The organism is Nocardia coffeae (assembly GCF_019890715.1).
Lineage (GTDB): Bacteria > Actinomycetota > Actinomycetes > Mycobacteriales > Mycobacteriaceae > Nocardia > Nocardia jiangxiensis.
In genome coordinates this window covers 818519-838448 of the sequence record NZ_JAINZY010000001.1, presented here as the reverse complement: position 1 = coordinate 838448, position 19930 = coordinate 818519, and the positions used below count along the sequence as shown (strand labels likewise).

Below are 19930 nucleotides of genomic sequence, written 5' to 3'. Positions count from 1 at the left end.
CCGAATGCTCGCATGCAAGGAATCGCGCGGTGGTTCTCCTACTGCGCTCCCGGTCCGAAGTCGCCCGGCCGGAATTCCCTGGGCTCCACCAGAACCAGCCAGTTGCCGGAGTTGTCGCGGATGATCGCCTCGACGCCGTACGGCCGATCCGACGGCGGCTGAACGAATTCCACGCCCTTGGCGGTCAATTCCTCGTACGCCTTGTGGCAGTCGTCCGTGCGCAGCCCGAGCCCGCCGTTCGTGCCGTTGGCCAGCGCGCGCCGAATCGCCTCGGCCACATCCTCGGCCAGCGGAGGTCCGGGCAGCATCAGCGTGATCTCCAGTTCCCGATGATCGGGATGCGCGATGGAAACCCAGCGGAATCCGTTGTCCCCCATGGTGATATCGGTCATCTCCTCGAAGCCCAGCTTCTCGATGTACCAGTTCTTCGCCGCGGTCTGATCGGTCACGTGCACGGTGACCAGAGACACATTGGTGATGGTTGTCATGTCATCAGGCTATGGGGTCGAAGTGCGGATTGCTTCTCCGAAATTGCTGTATTTTCGGCCTCCGCTTCGCTCCGGCGTGTTCGCGGCCCCGAAGGCTCGCTCCGTGCGAGGTTGGGGCGTGCGCATCTCGCCGGAATTCAGGTGACGTGTTCAGCGGTGTTGCCGGTCCGACAGCCCGTGCATGAAGATGTAGCAGCCCGGGATGTGGGGTGCGCCCTCGATAGCGAATTTGGCCTGGTAGGCCGAGGGGGACATGCCGACCAGGTCGGTGAATTTGCGGCTGAACGAGCCCAGGCTGCTGTAGCCGACGAGCATGCACGCCTCGGTGACGGTGACGTTGGTCGCGCGCAGCAGGTCCTGGGCGCGTTCGATCCGGCGTTCGGCCAGGTACAGGGCCGGGGTCCTGCCGTAGGTCGCGGCGAAACAGCGCAGGAAATGATATTTCGAAACCCCGGCCGCGGCGGCCAGACCGTCCAGGTCCAGAGGTTCGGCATAGTGGCGGTCGGCCAGGTCGCGTGCGCGGCGCAGGTGGGGGAGCAGGTCCTCGGGGACCGGTCGCGGCGGGGTGTCGGCCACAGGCGTTTCCTCGGCGTCGAGATCAGCTGAACGGCGTCAGGTCGTCGAAACGCATGGACGCGCGGCCCGCCGTGCGCCACAGCCACGCGGTGAGATCCGCGTCCTCCTCGGTGACCAGATTGCCCATCACCCGGACCGCGGTGTGCTGCAACAACTTCGAACGCATCATCGGCGGCCCGCCGGTCGGCACCATGCGCGGGTGGGTGGCCAGGGCCGCGATCCGGCGCGCGACCGAGAACGTGCGGCCGTAGCGGGCCCGCAGCAGATCCGGCCACAGCGTGCTCAGATCCGGTTCGTCGAGCAGTCCGGCCAGCAGGTGTCCGCCCTCGAGGCCGTAGTCGATGCCCTCGCCGTTGAGCGGATTGACGCATCCCGCCGCATCGCCGACCAGCGCCCAGTTGCGCCCGCTCACACCGGAGACCGCACCACCCATCGGCAGCAGCGCCGAGGCGACCGCGCGCGCGTCACCGTCGAACTGCCATTCCTCCCGTCGCAGCGAAATATAGTGCTGCAGAAGCGGTTTCAACGCGATATGGGATGGGCGGCGTTCGGTGGCCAGCGACCCGACGCCGATGTTCACCTCGCCGTTGCCCAGCGGGAACACCCAGCCGTAGCCGGGCACCAGCGTCTCCTCGGCGTCGCGCAATTCCAGATGCGAGGTGATCCACTCGTCGTCGCTGCGCGCCGAACGAATGTAGGCGCGCGCGGCAACGCCGTAGGCGAAACGGCGATGCCAGGTGCGGCCGAGCAGCTTGCCGACCGGAGAGCGCACGCCGTCCGCGACGATCAATGTCCGGCAGGTGATGTCGTGCACGCCCGCGTCGGTGCGCACGCTGACGCCGGTGACCCGGTCGCCGTCGCGGGACACCGCGCTCACCCGCGCCCCGTCGACCATTCGTGCACCCCACTTGACGGCGGTCTCGCGCAGCTTGTCGTCGAGTTCGAGCCGGGGGACCGCACTTCCGTAGGTGGGGAACGACCCGCCCGGCCACGGCAGCAGCGCCTCGCGGCCGAATCCGCCCATCCGCAGACCGCGGTTCACCGTGTGCGCCCGCAGCCATTCGCCCAGTCCGAGATGTTCCATCTCCGCGGTGGCTCGCGGGGTCAGCCCGTCGCCGCAGGTCTTGTCACGCGGGAAGACCGCGGCATCGGTGAGCAGCACGTCGCGACCGTCGCGCGCGGCCCAGGCCGCCGCCGCCGAACCCGCCGGTCCCGCGCCCACGACCAGCACGTCGGCATGTGCGGGCAGCGCATGCGGTTCGCGCTCGCTCCCGATGGTGGCATCCGGTGAACCCATGGGCCCCATCCTCGCAGGGCTGCGAGAACAGTGTCGACGGGGCCGTGCGGTGTCGCGGGCCGGACGCGCCGGGGAGACACGGTGCTGCGCCGGTGTCGGATTCGTCCCACAATGGCGATGTTGTGATGGTGTTCATGGGGACTCCGAACCCGACACGCTAGGTTGTGGGGCGTGGGGACGGACGCGGCATTGGGAGACGACATGAGTGCATCGGCGATCAGCGATGAGAGCACGGTGGTGGCCGGGGTTGATCTCGGCGACCACGAGCTCGCGTCGACCGTGCGCAACGGTCTGGTCGAAGTCGAGAAACTGCTGATCGCCGAGCTGTCCGACGGGGAGGAATTCCTGCAGGAGGCGGCGCTGCACCTGGCTCGCGCCGGCGGCAAGCGGTTCCGGCCGCTGTTCACCATCCTGACCGGGCAGTTGGGTCCGCGCCCGACCGATCCGGATCTGATCACCGCGGGCACCGTGATCGAACTGGTGCATCTGGCCACGCTCTACCACGACGACGTCATGGACGAGGCCCCGATGCGGCGCGGCGCGCCGAGCGTGAACTCGCGCTGGGGCAACAGCGTGGCCATCCTGTCCGGTGACTATCTGTTCGCGCACGCCTCGCGGCTGGTGTCCACCCTGGGGCCGGACGCGGTGCGGATCATCGCCGAGACGTTCGCCGAGCTGGTCACCGGCCAGATGCGAGAGACGTTGGGCGCCAAGAAATCCCAGGACCCGGTCGAACACTATCTGCAGGTGGTGTGGGAGAAGACCGGATCGTTGATCGCCGCGTCCGGGCGTTTCGGCGGCACCTTCTCCGGGGCCGACCGCGAACACGTCGAACGCGTGGCCCGGCTCGGCGACCTGGTCGGCACCGCCTTCCAGATCTCCGACGACATCATCGACATCTCCTCGGCCGCCGAACAGTCCGGCAAGACGCCGGGCACCGACCTGCGCGAGGGTGTGCACACCCTGCCCGTGCTGTACGCGCTGCGCGACGAGGGCGCCGAGGGCGACCGCCTGCGCACCCTGCTGGCCCGCCCCCTGGAGACCGACGACGAGGTCACCGAGGCCCTGGACCTGCTGTCCCGCTCCCGGGGCATGGTCCTGGCCAAGGAGAAACTGCAGGGCTACGCGGATCTCGCCCACGCCGAACTCTCCGCGTTGCCCGAGGGCCCCGCCAACGCGGCCCTCGAGCGCCTGGTCCGCTACACCATCGAACGCTCTGTGTAATTGGCCTCCGCTTCGCTTCGGCGGGTTTGCTGTGTCTTTGGCCTCCGCTTCGCTCCGGCGGGTTTGCGGCGCCTGAAGGCTCACCGCCCGGCCCCGTGTCGGGCACTCGTTCCTCGCACCCGCCACGCGTCCGGGCGGCAAGCCGCGCCGCAAACGCGGTGTCGGCGTTACGAGGTGTTCTGGGGTATCAGCGTGGATGAGCCCTGACACACTGCTGCGTCCTGGAGTGCATCGCGGAACTCTGGGTGGCACCTGCTTCGTTGACCTGGTGTAACGGATAATTAGTGATGGGGTGCTGAGATGGAGGACCGGCCATGCACGGTGGGTACGCGAACGGGCTGAAGACGTTCGGCCTGATGGTCGGCATGTCGGCGCTGATCGTGTTCATCGGCGCGCTGTTCCGCAATCCCACGATCCTGGCGATCGCCATTCTGCTGGCCGTGGGCATGAACGCCTACGCCTACTTCAGCAGCGACCGGCTGGCGCTGCGGGCGATGCACGCGCAGCCGGTCTCCGAACTCGAGGCCCCGGTGATGTACCGGATCGTGCGCGAGTTGGCGACCGCGGCACGTCAGCCCATGCCGCGGCTGTACATCAGCCCCACCGCCGCCCCCAACGCCTTCGCCACCGGCCGCAATCCCCGGCACGCCGCGGTCTGCTGCACCAGCGGCATCCTGCAGCTGCTCGACGAACGCGAGTTACGCGCGGTTCTGGGCCACGAACTCTCGCACGTGTACAACCGCGACATCCTGATCTCCTCGGTGGCCGGCGCCCTGGCCGCGGTGATCTCCGGCCTCGCCAATCTGGCCTTCTTCGCGGGCCTGGGCGGTGGCGGCAATCGCGACGGTGAAGGCCCGAACATCCTTGGCGTACTTCTGGTTTCGCTACTCGGCCCGATCGCGGCGACGCTGATCAAACTGGCCGTATCGCGGTCGCGGGAGTACCAGGCCGATCAGGACGGCGCCCAGCTCACCGGCGACCCGCTGGCTCTGGCCTCGGCCCTGCGCAAACTCGAACGCGGTGTGGCGGCGGCCCCGCTACCCCCCGAACCGCGATTGACCGCCCAGTCACACCTGATGATCGCCAACCCGTTCCGCCCCGGCGACCAGATGGCCCGCTGGTTCTCCACCCATCCGCCGATGGCCGAGCGGATCGCCCGCCTGGAACATATGGCGGGCGGCCCCCGGAATTATCGGTAGTTCACGAACTGCAGGGCCAGATCGAAATCGCTGCCCTTGAGCAGCGCGATGACGGCCTGCAGATCGTCCCGCTTCTTACTGCTCACCCGCAGTTCTTCGCCCTGGATCTGCGCCTTCACGCCCTTGGGGCCCTCGTCGCGGATCTTCTTGGCGATCTTCTTCGCATTCTCGGTGGAGATGCCCTGAATCAGGGATCCTGTGATCTTGTACACCTTTCCGGACGCCTGCGGCTCACCGGCGTCGAACGCCTTGAGCGAGATGTCGCGGCGGATCAGCTTCTCCTTGAACACATCCAGCGCGGCCTTGACCCGGTCCTCGGACTCGGCGGACAGCACGATCTTCTCCTCGCCGGACCATTCGATGCTCGCGCCGGTGCCGCGGAAGTCGTATCGGGTCGAGAGCTCTTTGACCGTCTGGTTGAGGGCGTTGTCGACCTCCTGGTGATCGACCTTGCTGACGACGTCGAATGACGAATCGGCCACACTGCGCTCCTGTCTCGCGAATTCCGGCTTCGACGCTAGCGCCGCGGGCATCGCCCCGCCACTAGCCGCCGAGGGCCCGACGCTACCCCGCTGGCCTGCCGGTTTGCATCCAGGGGCCCTGATCGTTGTATTCTGCTCAGCGCGCTCACTCAGCGTGTTCGGCGGATTGCCCGAGCGGCCAAAGGGAGCTGACTGTAAATCAGCCGCGCAAGCTTCGGAGGTTCGAATCCTTCATCCGCCACACTCTCAGGGCCCTCTCCAATCGGAGAGGGCCCTGATTTTGTTCGAGGGTGGTGTTCGGGCCCGGCGTCCGCTTCTCTGCGCGGGCTTGGAAAATTGGCTCTGAGCTGCCGGTTTGGTAACTCGGCGGAAGAGTGTGTAACCTCGTTCAAGGCTTCGGCGCCCCGGGTGCGAGCGATCGCGATCAGGAGCGCATGTAGTCATGCCCCCTTAGCTCAGTCGGCAGAGCGTTTCCATGGTAAGGAAAAGGTCAACGGTTCGATTCCGTTAGGGGGCTCGCCGGATTGCCGGTGGTGACCGACGGCATCTCCAGGGTCAGGCACCATCGCAAGCCGACCCTTATGGCGGTGTAGCTCAGTCGGTAGAGCAAACGACTCATAATCGTTGTGTCGCCGGTTCAAGTCCGGCCATCGCTACAAAGACCGATACCTCCATCAGGTAGACCCGAAAGAAGGCATATCGTGGCCGCGAAGTCCACCGATGTCCGGCCAAAGATCACCTTGGCCTGCGAGCAGTGCAAGCACCGCAACTACATCACCAAGAAGAACCGGCGTAACGACCCGGATCGGCTGGAACTGAAGAAGTTCTGCCCGAACTGCGGCACCCACCGGGCGCACCGCGAATCTCGCTAATACTCCACGCGTGCCACTGCCGCGTGCGACGTCGGTGAGGCCGCAGGAAGCTCATGTAGCTGCCAGGTCCCCGCGCATGTCGCAACTCGAGTCAGCCTTCAGTGCCGGAGCAGGGTGTGAACCCGCTCCGGCATTTGGTGTATCCGCGGCAGTGTGTGCTTCGGCAGATCCCGTAGCGGGGTCAGATAGGGACTTTCTTCCGTGACTACACAAGCCGGGACCACCGACACCGGAACCGACACCGTCGAGGATTTCGACCCGGCCGCGCACGCGCGCGATATGGTCGGCCACCACTACCGCGTGGACGACTACTACGAGGTCGGCCGTGAGAAGGTGCGCGAGTACGCCCGCGCGGTGCAGGACTACCACCCGGTGCACTGGGACGAGGACGTCGCCCAGGAATACGGTTACGACGGTCTCGTCGCCCCGGTGACGTTCATCTCGCTGGTCGGCATCCTGGCTCAGCGCAAGCTGTTCGAGCAGGTCGTCACGGGTTACGACCTGAGCCAGATCATGCAGACCGACCAGATTCTGGAATTCCACCGGCCGATCAGGGTCGGCGATCAGCTGGTCTGCGACGTCTATCTGCACTCGTTCCGGCAGGCCTTCGGCGGCGACATCATCGTGACGAAGAACATCGTCACCTCGCGGGACGAATTGGTACTCACCACCTACACCACCCTGGTCGGCCGCAGCGGCGGCGACGTCGACCCGAACATCTCCGAGGCCGTGCGCAACGTGCTGATGCACGGAATCGGCGAGGCTCCCGGGCATCACCCGCGCACCACCCCGCCGGTCACCGAGCCGCCCGTGCCGGTCGCCACCCTGCCCGAACTGCCGGCCAGCACCCACGCGGTGCGTTTCGAGGACGTCAGCGCCGGTGACGAACTGCCCGCGCGCGTGGTCCGGCTCACCCGTGGCGATCTGGTCAACTACGCCGGTGTCTCGGGCGATGCGAACCCGATCCACTGGAGCGACGAGATGGTCAAGCTCGCCGGTCTGGACAACGTGGTCGCGCACGGCATGCTCACCATGGGCCTGGGTGGCGGCTTCGTCAGCTCCTGGCTGGGCGATCCGGGCGCGATCAAGGAGTACAACGTCCGGTTCACCAGCCCGGTCTACGTCGCGGCCGACGAGCCCGCCGAGATCGAGTACACCGGCAAGATCAAGTCGGTCGATCCCGAGACCCGCACCGCGGTGATCGCGATGGTCGCCAAGTCCGCCGGACGCAAGATCTTCGGTCGCGCGACGGCCACCGTGCAGTTGGCCTGAGCCGCGCACGCTGCGCGGATCGGGTGGTGGGGGTGGCCGCCGGGCCCGGATTGGCGGTGCGAGGGGGGCGTACCGTACACTCGGGAATCTGGGGTCACCAGCCGCTGCGCGCTGCTCCGAAGGGCCCGGTTCCGGGCGGATTTCCGCCGGTGCCGGAACACTGCAGGGGCGGCGCGTGTGTTGTGTGGCTACCCGGGTACAAGTGAACAGCACCGTGCTGGATCGAGAGTCCAGCCGAAGGGGTGTAGCTCAATTGGCAGAGCAGCGGTCTCCAAAACCGCAGGTTGCAGGTTCAAGTCCTGTCACCCCTGCAAGGATGCCAGCGACGAGAGAGGATCGACGTGTCCGATGACGATGACACCCGCGCGGTGAGTCGTCCGACCGGCAAACGGTCGACTCGGCGAGCTCGTTCCGGTTCCTCGGATCACGAGACGGGCTCTGTCGCGACGATCGAGCGGGACGACGCGGGATCGCGCAAGACGTCCAAACCTTCCGGCAAGAAGAAGGCCGGCGGTACGGGCAATCCGCTGAAACGCCTGGTGAAGTTCCTGAAAGAGGTTGTTCAGGAACTCCGTAAGGTGATCTGGCCGAACCGCAAGCAGATGGTCACCTATACGACCGTCGTCCTGGTGTTCGTGATCTTCACGGTCGCGTTCATCGCCTTGTTGGATCTGGCGTTCATCAAGGGCGTCAACTGGCTGTTCGGCTAGCTGGCCGTCAGCGCCGGTGACCATTCCCACGTGGATGGGTGCGGATGCCGTTCGCTGGAATCGACGTCCGGCCCGCAGAGGAAGTTAGTGACGACACAGGAAGCGAGTGCCCAGTGAGCACCCCGGAGAACGGCACAACCGAGGAATTCCCGGTCGACGACGTGGCTGAAGAGATCGCCGCGCCGGAGGTCGAGGAGTCCGCGGATTCCGCGCCGATCGCGGAGTCCGCCCCTGGCGACGCGCCTGTCGAGGAGTCCCTCGCGGACGAGGACGTCGATCCTGTCGCCGCGATGAAGGCCGCGCTGCGCCGCGCACCCGGTGACTGGTACGTCATCCACTCCTATGCCGGTTACGAGAACAAGGTCAAGGCCAACCTCGAGACCCGCGTGCAGAACCTCGGACTCGAGGACTACATCTTCCAGGTCGAGGTCCCGACCGAGCAGGTCACCGAGATCAAGAACGGCCAGCGCAAGAACGTGCAGCGCAAGGTGCTGCCCGGCTACATCCTGGTCCGGATGGACCTCAACGACGAGTCGTGGGGCGCGGTCCGCAACACCCCCGGCGTCACCGGATTCGTCGGCGCGACCTCGCGTCCGTCGCCGCTGTCCATCAACGACGTGGTGAAGTTCCTGGTCCCCGCCGACCAGCAGCAGAAGAAGCCCGCCGCCGCGGCCGCCGCCAGCGCCGAGGCCGCCGCCGAGCCGCTGACCAAGCCCACCATCGAGGTCGACTTCGAGGTCGGCGAGTCGGTCACCGTGATGGACGGCCCGTTCGCCACGCTCCCGGCCAGCATTTCCGAGGTCAACGCCGAGCAGCAGAAGCTCAAGGTGCTGGTGTCGATCTTCGGTCGCGAAACTCCGGTCGAGCTCGCGTTCACGCAGGTCGCGAAGATCTGAGTCGGCCGGGGGCAATTTCGGGCCCCCGACGGCGTTCGACTACACTTGCCGGGTTGCGCCCCGGCCGACCGTATTTCGTCGTGCGGTCGATTCTCCCGGGGCGTCATCCGGAGAAGGCTTACGGGAATCCGTAGGAACCCTAACCAAGGAAGAAAGATGCCCCCCAAGAAGAAGAAGGTCGCCGGGCTCATCAAGCTCCAGATCCAGGCCGGTGCGGCCAACCCCGCGCCGCCGGTCGGTCCCGCGCTGGGTCAGCACGGCGTCAACATCATGGAGTTCTGCAAGGCGTACAACGCGGCGACCGAGTCGCAGCGCGGCAACGTCATCCCGGTCGAGATCACGGTCTACGAAGACCGCTCGTTCGACTTCAAGCTGAAGACCCCGCCTGCCGCCAAGCTGCTGCTCAAGGCCGCCGGTGTGCAGAAGGGTTCGCCCGAGCCGCACCGCAACAAGGTCGCCACGGTCTCCATGGACCAGATCCGCGAGATCGCCAAGACCAAGCAGGAAGACCTGAACGCCAACGACATCGACGCCGCGGCGAAGATCATCGCGGGCACCGCCCGTTCGATGGGTATCACCGTCTCGGACTAGTCGCGGCGCTCGCGCAGTGGGAGGGATGGCCAGTCCCGCTACCACTTCTGACTCCAGAACAGGACAGATAATCATGGCAAAACGAAGCAAGGCATATCTCGAGGCGGCCGCCAAGGTCGACCGCTCCGCGCTGTACTCCCCGCTGACCGCCGCGCGGCTGGCGAAGGAGACCTCCACCAAGAAGACCGACGCCACCGTCGAGGTCGCCGTGCGCCTGGGTGTCGACCCGCGCAAGGCCGACCAGATGGTCCGCGGCACCGTCAACCTGCCGCACGGCACCGGTAAGACCGCTCGCGTCATCGTGTTCGCGGTCGGCGACAAGGCCGCCGAGGCCGAGGCCGCCGGTGCGGACGCCGTGGGCGCCGAGGATCTGATCGAGCGCATCCAGGGCGGCTGGCTGGACTTCGACGCCGCGATCGCCACCCCGGACCAGATGGCCAAGGTCGGCCGCATCGCGCGTGTCCTGGGTCCGCGTGGTCTCATGCCGAACCCGAAGACGGGCACGGTCACCCCCGATGTGACCAAGGCCGTCAACGACATCAAGGGCGGCAAGATCAACTTCCGCGTCGACAAGCAGGCCAACCTGCACTTCGTGATCGGCAAGGCGTCCTTCGACGACGCCAAGCTGGTGGAGAACTACGGCGCCGCGCTCGAGGAGATCCTGCGTGTGAAGCCCTCGACCGCGAAGGGCCGCTACGTCAAGAAGGTGACGATTTCGACGAACACCGGTCCGGGCATCCCGGTGGATCCGAACCGCACCCGCAACCTCACCGAAGAGGACGCGTAGTAGCACGCTGAATCATCAACGGCCGGTACGGATTTCCGTACCGGCCGTTGGCGTTTTGGCTGGTGGGCAGGTCTCTGCTATTCTGGTCGACGGTTGCTGACCAGTTCAGTGATCACCCCCAATCGTTCTACCGAAGACCGTTGGTTGCTGCCGTCAGGTAGCTGAAGGTCCGGCGATATTGCCGGCGGCCCACGCAGGGAGAGCCGAGGTCGGGAAGCCGTGAGTCCCCTGGGATTCACGATGTTTCTTGTGCGCCCCGGAACGCTCTGCGTCCGGGGCGTTTGCTTTGTCTCCGGTCCTGGCGGACTCCGGTCGTTCATTACGAACCGATACCCCTGAGAGGAGGCGAAGTATGGCAATCCAGTGGAAGCACGACCAGGTCGAAGAGATCACCAAGCAGTTCCAGGACGCGACCGCCACCGTGATCACGGAATACCGTGGCCTGTCCGTCGGTAAGCTCACCGAGCTGCGGCGTGCCCTCGGCGACAACGCCACGTACTCCGTCGCCAAGAACACCCTCGTCAAGCGCGCTGCCGCCGACGCGGGCGTCGAGGGCCTGGACGAGCTGTTCGTCGGGCCGACCGCGATCACCTTCATCCACGGTGAGCCGGTCGACGCCGCCAAGGCGCTGAAGACCTTCGCCAAGGACAACAAGGCGCTGGTCATCAAGGGCGGGTACATGGACGGCGCGCCGCTGTCCGTGACCGAGGTCGAGAAGATCGCCGACCTGGAGTCCCGCGAGGTGCTGCTGGCCAAGCTGGCCGGTGCCATGAAGGGCAACCTCACCAAGGCCGCGGGCCTGTTCGCCGCGCCCGCCGGACAGGTCGCGCGCCTGTTCGCCGCGCTCGAGGACAAGCAGCGTGCCGCCGGCGGCGAGGCCGCTCCGGCCGATGCTGCCGAATAACCAACCACCCCAACACTTTTCCCGCCTGTGCGGGGAGACCCCACTGAAAGGAAGCCATCATGGCCAACGTTGACGAGCTGCTGGAGACCATCGGCGGCATGACCCTGCTCGAGCTGTCGGACTTCGTCAAGAAGTTCGAGGAGAAGTTCGAGGTCACCGCTGCTGCTCCGGTCGCCGTGGCCGCCGTTGCCGGCGGTGCTGCCCCGGCCGAGGCCGCCGAGGAGCAGGACGAGTTCGACGTCGTGCTCGAGGGCGCCGGCGACAAGAAGATCCAGGTCATCAAGGTCGTGCGTGAGATCGTCTCGGGCCTGGGCCTGAAGGAGGCCAAGGACCTCGTCGAGTCCGCGCCGAAGCCGATCCTGGAGAAGGTCGCCAAGGACGCCGCCGAGGCCGCCAAGGCCAAGCTGGAAGAGGCCGGCGCCAAGGTCTCGGTCAAGTAAGCAGTATCTTCGGCTGTGTCTTTGGCCTCCGCTTCGCTCCGGCGGGTTTGCGGCGCCTGAAGGCTCACCGCCCGGCCCCGTGTCGGGCACTCGTTCCTCGCACCCGCCACGCGTCCGGGCGGCAAGCCGCGCCGCAAACGCGGTGTCGGCGTCGTCCGGAGCCGGCGGGACGAGGTGCGGCGGTTGTTGTCACTAGCGGGCGGTTCCCTTTGTGGGAGCCGCCCGCTAGGCGTATGTGCGGCGAGTCGCGCAGGTTGATCGAGGTTTGTATCCGTACTCGGTTTGTCCTGGTAGGGGGATGAGCAAGAATAAACCGGAACGTATTACTTCTTACTCTCCGGTAGGGAGGGATGGGAATGCCGGTTTACATGCGATACAGTGGCCGCACCCAGTGTGACGCGTCACATCGTGCTGTGTTGTATCGGCCCAGCGCTGGAGCGGTTTCGGCCGAGCAGTGACACGGCACGGGACCGCTCGTTGCAAAGAATTATGTGGAGGTTGGCGTGGGCGTCGAGGTCCGGACCGAAGGTGTCACCAAATCCTTCGGCTCTCAGCGTATTTGGCAGGATGTCACACTGACTCTGCCCACGGGGGAAGTCAGCGCGCTGCTCGGCCCCTCCGGTACCGGTAAGTCCGTATTCCTGAAGTCGTTGATCGGTCTGCTGCGCCCGGAGCGCGGTTCGATCTTCATCGACGGCACGGACATCACCACCTGCTCCAACAAGGAGCTGTACGAGATCCGCAAGCTGTTCGGCGTCCTGTTCCAGGACGGCGCGTTGTTCGGGTCGATGAACCTGTTCGACAACACCGCGTTCCCGCTGCGGGAGCACACCAAGAAGAGCGAATCCGAGATCAAGAAGATCGTCATGGAGAAGCTCGAGCTCACCGGTCTGCTCGGCGCGGAATCCAAACTGCCCGGCGAGATCTCCGGTGGTATGCGCAAGCGCGCCGGTCTGGCCCGCGCCCTGGTGCTGGATCCGCAGATCATCCTCGTGGACGAGCCGGACTCGGGTCTTGACCCGGTCCGCACCACCTATCTGTCGCAGCTGCTGATCGATATCAACGCGCAGATCGACGCGACGATCCTGATCGTCACGCACAACATCAACCTGGCCCGTTCGGTGCCGGACAACATCGGCATGCTGTTCCGGCGTCAGCTGGTCATGTTCGGCCCGCGCGAGGTGCTGCTGACCTCCGAGGAGCCGGTGGTGAAGCAGTTCCTCAACGGCCGCATGGTCGGTCCGATCGGTATGTCCGAGGAGAAGGACGAGGCGCAGATGGCTCGCGAGCAGGCGCTCGCGGAGGCCGGTCACTACGACAACGGCACCGAGGAGATCGAGGGCATCATCCCGCAGATGAAGGCCACGCCCGGTATGCCGGTGCGACAGGGCGTGGAGCGTCGTCGTCGTCGCGTGCTGGAGATCATGCACACCCTGCCGCATCAGGCCCAGGTGGCGATCCAGGAATCGATGCAGGAGAACGGCGATACACAAGTTCTCCCGGCCTATTCGGGTAACCAACAGGATTACCCAGGCAACGCGTACGACACCACCGCGCGACAAAACCCAACCAACGGGTAACATACGCTCCCGTGAATCTAACCCTGACGCGGCTGCGCACCCCGGTCGAGTCGGGTTTTGCTCAGGCGGGCAATATCTTTGCGCTGCTCATCAGCGTTGCGCGTAAGACATTCGTCCGGCCGTTCCAGTGGCGCGAGTTCATCGAACAGTCGTGGTTCATCGCGAGTGTGTCGATCCTTCCCGCGTCCCTGGTGGCAATCCCGTTCGGTGCCGTCGTGGCGTTGCAGACCGGTTCACTGATCAAGCAGCTCGGCGCTGAGTCCTTCACCGGCGCAACCAGTGTGCTGGCTACCGTCCAACAGGCCGCGCCCGTCGTCACCGCGCTCATCATCGCCGGTGCGGCGGGTTCGGCCGTCGCCGCGGATCTGGGCTCGCGGACCATCCGCGAGGAGATCGACGCCATGGAGGTGCTGGGCATCGACCCGGTACAGCGCCTGGTGGTTCCTCGTGTGCTGGGCATGATGCTGGTCGCCCTGCTGCTCAACGGCCTGGTTTCGGTCGTCGGCATCTGCGGTGGCTATTTCTTCAACGTGATGTTGCAGGGCGGCACGCCGGGCGCGTATCTGGCATCGTTCTCGGCGCTGGCTCAGCTGCCGGACCTGTGGATCGGTGAAATCAAGGCGTTGTTGTTCGGGCTGCTCGCGGGCGTCATCGCCGCATACAAAGGCCTGAATCCGAAGGGGGGACCGAAAGGAGTGGGTGACGCGGTGAACCAATCCGTGGTGATCACCTTCCTGGTGCTCTTCTTCGTCAACCTCGTACTGACGTTGGTGTACCTGCAGATCGTCCCGGCCAAGGGCGCCTGACCATGGTTGTTTCGCAGCGATCCACCAAGAATTTGCGCCGGATCGGCGGTGTCCTACGGGCTCCCGTCGATGTCATCGATCGCGCCGGCGATCAGATGGCGTTCTACTCCAAGGCGATCGCCTGGATTCCCCGCACCATCGTGCACTACCGCAAGGAGGTCATGCGGCTGCTGGCCGAGGTGACCTTCGGCTCGGGTGCGCTGGCGGTGATCGGCGGAACCATCGGCGTCGTTGTGATGATGTCGGCCTCGGTCGGTGTCGTGGTCGGCCTGCAGGGCTTCAAGGCCCTGGACGCCCTGGGCTCCTCGGTCCTGACCGGATTCCTCACCGGGTACATCAACACCCGCGAGCTGGCTCCGCTGGTCGCGGCGCTGGCATTGTCCGCGACGGTCGGTTGTGGTTTCACCGCCCAATTGGGCGCGATGCGGATCTCCGAGGAGATCGACGCGCTCGAGGTGATGGCGGTGCCGGGTGTGCCATTCCTGGTCACCACGCGCGTGATCGCCGGATTCGTGGCGGTGATTCCGCTCTACATCGTCGGTCTGCTGGGCACATTCGTGGCCTCGCGGCAGATCAGCGTGTGGTTCGAGGGGCAATCCACAGGCTCCTACGACCACTATTTCAATTTGTTCCTGCCACCTCAGGACGTGTTGTATTCGTTCCTCAAGGTGCTGATATTCGCCTTCGTGATCATCCTGATCCACTGCTACTACGGATTCAACGCCTCGGGCGGTCCGGCGGGCGTGGGCGTGGCGGTGGGCCGTGCGGTCCGCGCCTCGATCGTGTTGATCAACATTCTCGATTTCTTTCTGAGCCTGGCCATCTGGGGGACGACGACCACAGTGCGAGTAGCCGGATGAGTGCAGCTGGAATTCAGTTCTGGCGATCGACGGAGAAATTGCGCACGCGCACGCTCGGTGTGCTGTTCTTCGTGGTGATGGCCCTGTTCCTGGGCACCACGGTCGCCATGTACAACAAGTCCTTCACCCCGGTGGTGAAGGTCGATCTGATCACCGACACCGTCGGAAACGCGTTGACGCGCAACGCCGATGTGAAGGTTCGCGGCGTCACCGTCGGCGAGGTCCGATCCAGTCAGCCGCAGGGCAGCAAGGTCACGCTGCATCTGGCGCTGGATCCGGGCAAGGCCGGGAAGATTCCGTCCAACGTCACCGCGCGGCTGCTGCCCAAGACGTTGTTCGGTGAGCGGTACGTCGATCTGGTCTGGCCGCAGGATCCCAGCGGGCATCTGACCGCGGGACAGACTCTGCATCAGGACGCCAGCGGTAACGCCATCGAGGTCAGTCAGCTGCTCGACAGTGTGATGCCGCTGCTGCAGGCGATTCCGCCGCAGTATCTGGCCTCCACGCTGGGCGCGCTCTCGCAGGCCCTCGGCGGACAGGGCGAGGAGCTCGGTCACACTGTGGACCGGCTGGACACGGTCTTCCGCGGGATCAACGGCGTCATGCCGACCCTGCAGGACGACATCCACAACTTCGCCACCGTCGCGGACACCTACGCCGACGCGCTGCCGCAGCTGGTGGACACCTTCAACGATCTGCGCACACTCAACGCCACGATCGTGCAGAAGCGTTCGCAGATCGACACGCTGTACTCGGTGCTGACCCCGACCTCCTCGCGACTGGCCGACTTCCTGACGGCCAACCACGACAACATCATCGACGTGGCTGCCGATTCGCGAGAGGCGTTGCAGCTGCTGGCCACCTATTCCCCCGAATATGCCTGCACCATGAAGAATTTCGCGCAGCAGAAGCCGCGGATCGACCAGATCTTCGGTAAGGGAACCGATCTGCCCGGCTCGCGGGTGTCGATCAAACTGGTCAATCCGCGCGGCCGGTACCTGCCGAACCAGGACGAGCCGCGCTGGTTCGACACCCGCCCGCCGGTGTGTTTCCCGGAGCCCCCGCTGGGCACCGACGCCGGTCAGTATCCGACCGGTTCGGCCAACGACGGCTCGTATCAGCCGCCGACCCGCAATCCGGGCAAGCAGAACATCGGTCAATTGCCGCCGGCGCAGTTCTCGGTCTTCGGCGCGCAGCCGACCTCGCTGGCCGGTTCGCCGTCCGAGGAGCACGCGCTGGGCGCGATCTACGCTGCGGCGAACGGGGTGTCGCCGGACAAGGTGCCCAGCTGGGTGAGCCGGATCGGCGCGCCCGCGCTGCGTGGAAGTGAGGTGAGTGTGAAGTGAAGGCCGCACTGCGCGGACTGGGTGGGCCGCTGACCAAACTCATCATCTTCATCCTGGTCACCGTTCTGCTGACGATCGTGCTCGGGTTGACCATCGCCAACTATTCCGGCGGCGGCACCGGGTTCAAGGCGCGCTTCAGCGATGTGACCTCGCTCAATCCGGGCGACGAGGTGCGCGTCGCGGGTGTGCGCGTGGGCAAGGTCACCAAGGTCTCGGTTGTGGATCACGACCAGGCGATGGTGAATTTCGAACTGACCGATCGCGATTGGCTGCCTGCCTCGGTGACCGCGACCATCCGTTACCGAAATCTGGTCGGGCAGCGGTACATCTCGCTGGAGCAGGGCACCGGCCAGCAGGGCCGAAAAATCAACGCGGGCGGGACGATCGGGCTGGACCACACTCGTCCGGCGCTGAATCTGACCACGCTGTTCAACGGGTTCCGCCCGCTGTTCCAGACGTTGACCGCGGATGATGTGAACAAGTTGTCCTACGAGATCATCCAGGTGTTCCAGGGTGAGAAGGGCACCATCAGCGATCTGGTGAGCAATACCGCCGGCCTGACGAACAAGATCGCCGACAAGGACGCGGTGATCGGTCAGATCGTCAAGAACCTCAACGCGATCCTGGATTCGGTGAACAAGAAGGACGGCGCGCTCAACGATCTGATCGTCAACACCGAGGCGCTGGTGAGCGGACTGAACGCCGAACGCGGCACGATCGGCTCGGCGGTGAGCTCACTGGGCAACCTGGCCTCGGCCACGGCGGATCTGCTGGTGCCGACGGTGCCGACGCTGCAGGGTTCGATCGCGGGATTGAACCAGCTCACCGGCACACTGAACGACCGGTCGCCCGAGGTGAACGAGGCGCTGACGAATCTGCCGATCAAGATGGAGAAACTGGGCCGCGCCGCGAGTTACGGCTCCTGGTTCCAGTTCTATCTGTGCGGTATCGACATCGTCGCGGGTCCGGGCATGAAGGACGGTCAGAATCTGAACCTGCCGGCGAATATGCCGACGGTGAATCAGCCGGTCTACACCAATCCCGCGCCGCGGTGTCATGGGAAGGGTGGTCGCTGATGGATGAGCGCAAGCTCCTGGGGCGGCGCAGCCCCGCGTTCATGGGTGCGCTCGGCCTGTTCCTGGTGCTGTTGATCGCCGTGTCGACGTTCTACCTGGACCGTTTGCCGATCATCGGCGCGGGCACCAAGTACACCGCCGAATTCTCCGAGGCCGCCGGGCTGAAGAAGGGGAACGAGGTGCGCATCGCCGGGGTCAAGGTCGGTGATGTGACCGACGTCGGGCTGGACGGCGATCGAGTGCTGATCTCCTTCCGCACCAAGGACGCCTGGGTCGGGGACGACACCACCGCATCGATCCAGATCAAGACGGTGCTCGGGCAGAAATATCTGGCCCTGGATCCCAAGGGCACCCATCCGGCGAATCCGTCCAAGCGGATTCCGTTGTCGCGCACGGTTTCTCCCTACGACGTGACCGAGGCGTTCCAGGACGCCGCGAAGAGTCTCGAGCAGACCGACACCGCGCAGCTGGCCAAGAGCATGCAGGTGCTCTCGGACGCGTTCTCCGAGACCCCGCCGGATATCCGCAGCTCGATCGACGGCGTCGCGCGACTGTCCGAGACCCTGGCCAAACGCGACGAGCAGCTCAAGCAGCTGTTCGCGGCGACCAACAAGACCACCAAGGTGCTCGCCGACCGCAATGTCCAGTTCGAACGGCTGCTCGCCAACGGCGGTCAGCTGCTGGCCGAGCTGAACGTTCGACAGCAGGCGATCGCGCAGCTGCTGACCGGCGCGAAAACCATTGCGGCGGAACTGACCACGCTGGTGCACGACAACGAGCAGCAGATCGGCCCGGCGCTGACCAACCTGCAGAAGTCCATCGACATGCTCAACGACAACCAGCAGAACATCTCCAAGACGCTGACGTTGGCCGCGCCGTTCTACGGGCTCTATTCCAACGTTCTGGGTAACGGCCGCTGGTTCGACGCGGTCATCGTCAACCTGATTCCCCCGGCGCTGCCGGACGTCCCGGGCAACCGTCCGCCCATCCGGAACCTGGGAGGCCGCTGATGGAACCCGAGTTCGGCAGAGATGCCGTGCCTGAGCAGGGTAAAGATGTTGCGGGCGGCGGCGATTCGCCGACCGAGCAGCTGCCGGTGCAGAAGGCCGCGTCCCGAGACGATGTGGCCGGTGCCGATTCACCGACCGAGCAGATTCCGGTACAGCAGGCCGCCGCGAAAGATGCGGCTGCCGCGAAAGACACTTCGGCCGCGAAGGATGCTGCAGCCGCGAAAGATGCTGCGGCCGCCGGTGGTTCGGCAGGTCATCGTGATCCGCTGACCACGCTGCGCGAATCCGGCCGTCCCACCAAGATTCTCATCTCTCTGGTGACCGTGGTGGCGGTCGTGCTGGCCGGGGTGGTGTGGTGGCTGTTCGAGAGCTTCGACACCACCCGGATCACCGCGTACTTCGACAAGTCGATCGGCATCTATCAGGGCTCGGAGGTGCGCATCCTGGGTGTGCCGGTGGGCAAGGTGGATTCGATCACCCCGATGGGCGATCGGGTGAAGGTCGTCATGTCGGTCGACCGGAAGTACGACATCCCGGCGGACGCCTCGGCCGCGCAGATCACCCCCTCGGTGGTCTCGGACCGCTACATCCAGCTCAGCCCGGTCTACAAGGGCGGGCCGAAGATGGCCCGCGAGGCGACCATCCCCAAGGAGCGCACCGCGACCCCGGTCGAGGTGGACCGGCTCTACAAGTCCATCGCGCAACTGTCCGACGAGCTGGGGCCCAACGGCGCCAACAAGAACGGCGCGGTCAACCAGCTGGTCGAGACGGGCGCGAAGAATCTGGCCGGTAACGGTGACGCGTTGTCCAACAGCCTCACCCAGCTCTCGCACGCGGCCAGTTATCTGTCCGATGCGCGCGGTGACATCTTCGGCACGATCAAGAATCTGCAGATCTTCGTGCACACACTGTCGGTGAACGATGCGCAGGTGCGGCAGTTCAATACGCAGCTCGCGGATCTGGCCGGATTCCTCTCGGGCGAGCGGCACGATCTGGGGCAGGCGCTGAATCTGCTGTCGGTGGCGCTCGGGGACGTGGCGCGGTTCATCGACGACAACCGGGAACTCGTCGCGAGCAACGCCGCGTCGCTGACCAAGCTGACCCAGACCCTGGCCGATCAGCGCAACGACGTGGCCAATCTGCTGCCGGTGCTGCCGCTGGCGCTGAGCAACCTGATCAACGTGCACAACGGTGAGACCGGCACCCTGGACATGCGTGCCAACTTCACCGATCTGCAGAATCCGTTCGGCGCGATCTGCAAGATGCTCGATCTGGGGCAGCTGCGTCCGGGTGATCCGAAGTTCGACGCGATCAGCCGTCAGCTCGGACCGATCCTGAGCAAGTGCAAGACCATCACCGACCAGATCAAAGCGGGTGTGACAACGCCCACGCTGAACCTGCCGTTCGGCATCCTGAGCGGTGAGAACCTGCAGCGCGCGCCGGTGCCCGGCACCGTGCCCGGGACGCCGTCGAATCAGCAGCCGCCCTCGCAGAAGCCGGGAGGCCAGAAGTGA

At 65.5% G+C, this 19930-nt stretch carries 21 protein-coding genes and 4 tRNA genes; 21 read left to right on the top strand and 4 right to left on the bottom strand.

Annotated features, from left to right (window positions below; genetic code table 11):
- Positions 1 to 38: 38 nt before the first annotated feature.
- From K7711_RS03515 to K7711_RS03505, 3 genes are all read right to left on the bottom strand, one after another.
- Positions 39 to 488 (bottom strand): VOC family protein, encoded by a 450-nt coding sequence (locus K7711_RS03515; RefSeq protein WP_040828132.1) that lies wholly within the window; start codon positions 486 to 488, stop codon positions 39 to 41.
- 150 nt (positions 489 to 638) lie between these two features.
- Entirely contained in the window at positions 639 to 1064 is a 426-nt protein-coding gene (locus tag K7711_RS03510) for a helix-turn-helix transcriptional regulator (protein ID WP_222964769.1), read from the bottom strand.
- A 22-nt stretch (positions 1065 to 1086) separates the two neighbouring features.
- Positions 1087 to 2361: a geranylgeranyl reductase family protein gene (locus K7711_RS03505; RefSeq protein ID WP_222964767.1), complete on the bottom strand. Its 1275-nt coding sequence runs from the start codon at positions 2359 to 2361 to the stop codon at positions 1087 to 1089.
- Between the two features lie 201 nt (positions 2362 to 2562).
- Between K7711_RS03505 and K7711_RS03500 the strand changes: the two genes are divergently transcribed.
- Together K7711_RS03500 and htpX are read left to right on the top strand one after the other, a co-directional pair.
- Positions 2563 to 3585: a polyprenyl synthetase family protein gene (locus K7711_RS03500; protein ID WP_235746536.1), complete on the top strand. Its 1023-nt coding sequence runs from the start codon at positions 2563 to 2565 to the stop codon at positions 3583 to 3585.
- Between the two features lie 314 nt (positions 3586 to 3899).
- The gene (htpX, locus tag K7711_RS03495) at positions 3900 to 4784 is read left to right on the top strand and encodes a zinc metalloprotease HtpX (RefSeq protein ID WP_222964765.1); all 885 of its coding nucleotides are present in this window, start codon (positions 3900 to 3902) and stop codon (positions 4782 to 4784) included.
- On the opposite strand, the gene K7711_RS03490 is transcribed toward htpX, so the two are convergent.
- Positions 4775 to 5266, bottom strand: a complete 492-nt coding sequence (locus K7711_RS03490) for a YajQ family cyclic di-GMP-binding protein (RefSeq protein WP_222964763.1) — start codon at positions 5264 to 5266, stop codon at positions 4775 to 4777. The genes htpX and K7711_RS03490 overlap by 10 nt on opposite strands.
- Positions 5267 to 5426: 160 nt before the next feature.
- Between K7711_RS03490 and K7711_RS03485 the strand changes: the two genes are divergently transcribed.
- From K7711_RS03485 to K7711_RS03395, 19 genes are all read left to right on the top strand, one after another.
- A tRNA-Tyr gene (locus tag K7711_RS03485) sits at positions 5427 to 5507 on the top strand.
- A 203-nt stretch (positions 5508 to 5710) separates the two neighbouring features.
- A tRNA-Thr gene (locus K7711_RS03480) sits at positions 5711 to 5783 on the top strand.
- 66 nt (positions 5784 to 5849) lie between these two features.
- A tRNA-Met gene (locus tag K7711_RS03475) sits at positions 5850 to 5922 on the top strand.
- A 45-nt stretch (positions 5923 to 5967) separates the two neighbouring features.
- Positions 5968 to 6138, top strand: a complete 171-nt coding sequence (gene rpmG / locus K7711_RS03470; protein WP_011211653.1) for a 50S ribosomal protein L33 — start codon at positions 5968 to 5970, stop codon at positions 6136 to 6138.
- 279 nt (positions 6139 to 6417) lie between these two features.
- Positions 6418 to 7410, top strand: coding sequence for a fused (3R)-hydroxyacyl-ACP dehydratase subunits HadA/HadB (locus K7711_RS03465; RefSeq protein WP_222966612.1), 993 nt, complete (start codon positions 6418 to 6420; stop codon positions 7408 to 7410).
- Positions 7411 to 7648: 238 nt separating this feature from the next.
- Positions 7649 to 7721: transfer RNA gene (locus K7711_RS03460), tRNA-Trp, on the top strand.
- Between the two features lie 30 nt (positions 7722 to 7751).
- Positions 7752 to 8120 (top strand): preprotein translocase subunit SecE, encoded by a 369-nt coding sequence (secE, locus tag K7711_RS03455; protein ID WP_308014437.1) that lies wholly within the window; start codon positions 7752 to 7754, stop codon positions 8118 to 8120.
- A gap of 113 nt (positions 8121 to 8233) precedes the next feature.
- Positions 8234 to 9016, top strand: coding sequence for a transcription termination/antitermination protein NusG (gene nusG / locus K7711_RS03450; RefSeq protein ID WP_308014436.1), 783 nt, complete (start codon positions 8234 to 8236; stop codon positions 9014 to 9016).
- A 156-nt stretch (positions 9017 to 9172) separates the two neighbouring features.
- Positions 9173 to 9607, top strand: coding sequence for a 50S ribosomal protein L11 (gene rplK, locus K7711_RS03445; RefSeq protein ID WP_040828125.1), 435 nt, complete (start codon positions 9173 to 9175; stop codon positions 9605 to 9607).
- A 73-nt stretch (positions 9608 to 9680) separates the two neighbouring features.
- Positions 9681 to 10394 carry a 50S ribosomal protein L1 gene (gene rplA, locus K7711_RS03440; protein WP_040828123.1) on the top strand — a complete coding sequence of 238 codons (714 nt, stop codon included), beginning with the start codon at positions 9681 to 9683 and terminating at the stop codon, positions 10392 to 10394.
- Positions 10395 to 10746: 352 nt separating this feature from the next.
- Complete coding sequence (gene rplJ, locus K7711_RS03435) at positions 10747 to 11298, top strand: 50S ribosomal protein L10 (protein WP_222964759.1); 552 nt, start codon at positions 10747 to 10749, stop codon at positions 11296 to 11298.
- Between the two features lie 59 nt (positions 11299 to 11357).
- Positions 11358 to 11738 (top strand): 50S ribosomal protein L7/L12, encoded by a 381-nt coding sequence (gene rplL / locus K7711_RS03430; RefSeq protein ID WP_040828120.1) that lies wholly within the window; start codon positions 11358 to 11360, stop codon positions 11736 to 11738.
- Positions 11739 to 12241: 503 nt separating this feature from the next.
- On the top strand, positions 12242 to 13318 hold the full coding sequence (locus tag K7711_RS03425; protein ID WP_222964757.1) for an ABC transporter ATP-binding protein: 1077 nt from the start codon (positions 12242 to 12244) through the stop codon (positions 13316 to 13318).
- Between the two features lie 11 nt (positions 13319 to 13329).
- Positions 13330 to 14124 carry an MlaE family ABC transporter permease gene (locus tag K7711_RS03420; protein WP_067896654.1) on the top strand — a complete coding sequence of 265 codons (795 nt, stop codon included), beginning with the start codon at positions 13330 to 13332 and terminating at the stop codon, positions 14122 to 14124.
- Positions 14125 to 14126: 2 nt separating this feature from the next.
- Positions 14127 to 14984 (top strand): MlaE family ABC transporter permease, encoded by an 858-nt coding sequence (locus K7711_RS03415; protein WP_222964755.1) that lies wholly within the window; start codon positions 14127 to 14129, stop codon positions 14982 to 14984.
- Complete coding sequence (locus K7711_RS03410) at positions 14981 to 16330, top strand: MCE family protein (protein ID WP_222964753.1); 1350 nt, start codon at positions 14981 to 14983, stop codon at positions 16328 to 16330. Before K7711_RS03415 ends, K7711_RS03410 begins: the two co-directional genes overlap by 4 nt.
- A gap of 8 nt (positions 16331 to 16338) precedes the next feature.
- Positions 16339 to 17406: an MCE family protein gene (locus K7711_RS03405; RefSeq protein WP_222966608.1), complete on the top strand. Its 1068-nt coding sequence runs from the start codon at positions 16339 to 16341 to the stop codon at positions 17404 to 17406.
- Positions 17406 to 18416 carry an MCE family protein gene (locus tag K7711_RS03400; protein WP_222964751.1) on the top strand — a complete coding sequence of 337 codons (1011 nt, stop codon included), beginning with the start codon at positions 17406 to 17408 and terminating at the stop codon, positions 18414 to 18416. The genes K7711_RS03405 and K7711_RS03400 overlap by 1 nt, the downstream gene beginning before the upstream one ends.
- Positions 18416 to 19930 carry an MCE family protein gene (locus tag K7711_RS03395; protein WP_222964749.1) on the top strand — a complete coding sequence of 505 codons (1515 nt, stop codon included), beginning with the start codon at positions 18416 to 18418 and terminating at the stop codon, positions 19928 to 19930. Before K7711_RS03400 ends, K7711_RS03395 begins: the two co-directional genes overlap by 1 nt.

What these genes read in the sequence shown, in the direction of transcription:
- K7711_RS03515 (WP_040828132.1), bottom strand. Translation starts at nt 488, where the DNA reads ATGACAACCATCACCAATGTGTCTCTGGTCACCGTGCACGTGACCGAT.
- K7711_RS03505 (WP_222964767.1), bottom strand. Translation starts at nt 2,361, where the DNA reads ATGGGTTCACCGGATGCCACCATCGGGAGCGAGCGCGAACCGCATGCG.
- K7711_RS03500 (WP_235746536.1), top strand. Translation starts at nt 2,563, where the DNA reads ATGAGTGCATCGGCGATCAGCGATGAGAGCACGGTGGTGGCCGGGGTT.
- htpX (WP_222964765.1), top strand. Translation starts at nt 3,900, where the DNA reads ATGCACGGTGGGTACGCGAACGGGCTGAAGACGTTCGGCCTGATGGTC.
- K7711_RS03465 (WP_222966612.1), top strand. Translation starts at nt 6,418, where the DNA reads ATGGTCGGCCACCACTACCGCGTGGACGACTACTACGAGGTCGGCCGT.
- rplK (WP_040828125.1), top strand. Translation starts at nt 9,173, where the DNA reads ATGCCCCCCAAGAAGAAGAAGGTCGCCGGGCTCATCAAGCTCCAGATC.
- rplA (WP_040828123.1), top strand. Translation starts at nt 9,681, where the DNA reads ATGGCAAAACGAAGCAAGGCATATCTCGAGGCGGCCGCCAAGGTCGAC.
- rplJ (WP_222964759.1), top strand. Translation starts at nt 10,747, where the DNA reads ATGGCAATCCAGTGGAAGCACGACCAGGTCGAAGAGATCACCAAGCAG.
- rplL (WP_040828120.1), top strand. Translation starts at nt 11,358, where the DNA reads ATGGCCAACGTTGACGAGCTGCTGGAGACCATCGGCGGCATGACCCTG.
- K7711_RS03415 (WP_222964755.1), top strand. Translation starts at nt 14,127, where the DNA reads ATGGTTGTTTCGCAGCGATCCACCAAGAATTTGCGCCGGATCGGCGGT.
- K7711_RS03410 (WP_222964753.1), top strand. Translation starts at nt 14,981, where the DNA reads ATGAGTGCAGCTGGAATTCAGTTCTGGCGATCGACGGAGAAATTGCGC.
- K7711_RS03400 (WP_222964751.1), top strand. Translation starts at nt 17,406, where the DNA reads ATGGATGAGCGCAAGCTCCTGGGGCGGCGCAGCCCCGCGTTCATGGGT.
- K7711_RS03395 (WP_222964749.1), top strand. Translation starts at nt 18,416, where the DNA reads ATGGAACCCGAGTTCGGCAGAGATGCCGTGCCTGAGCAGGGTAAAGAT.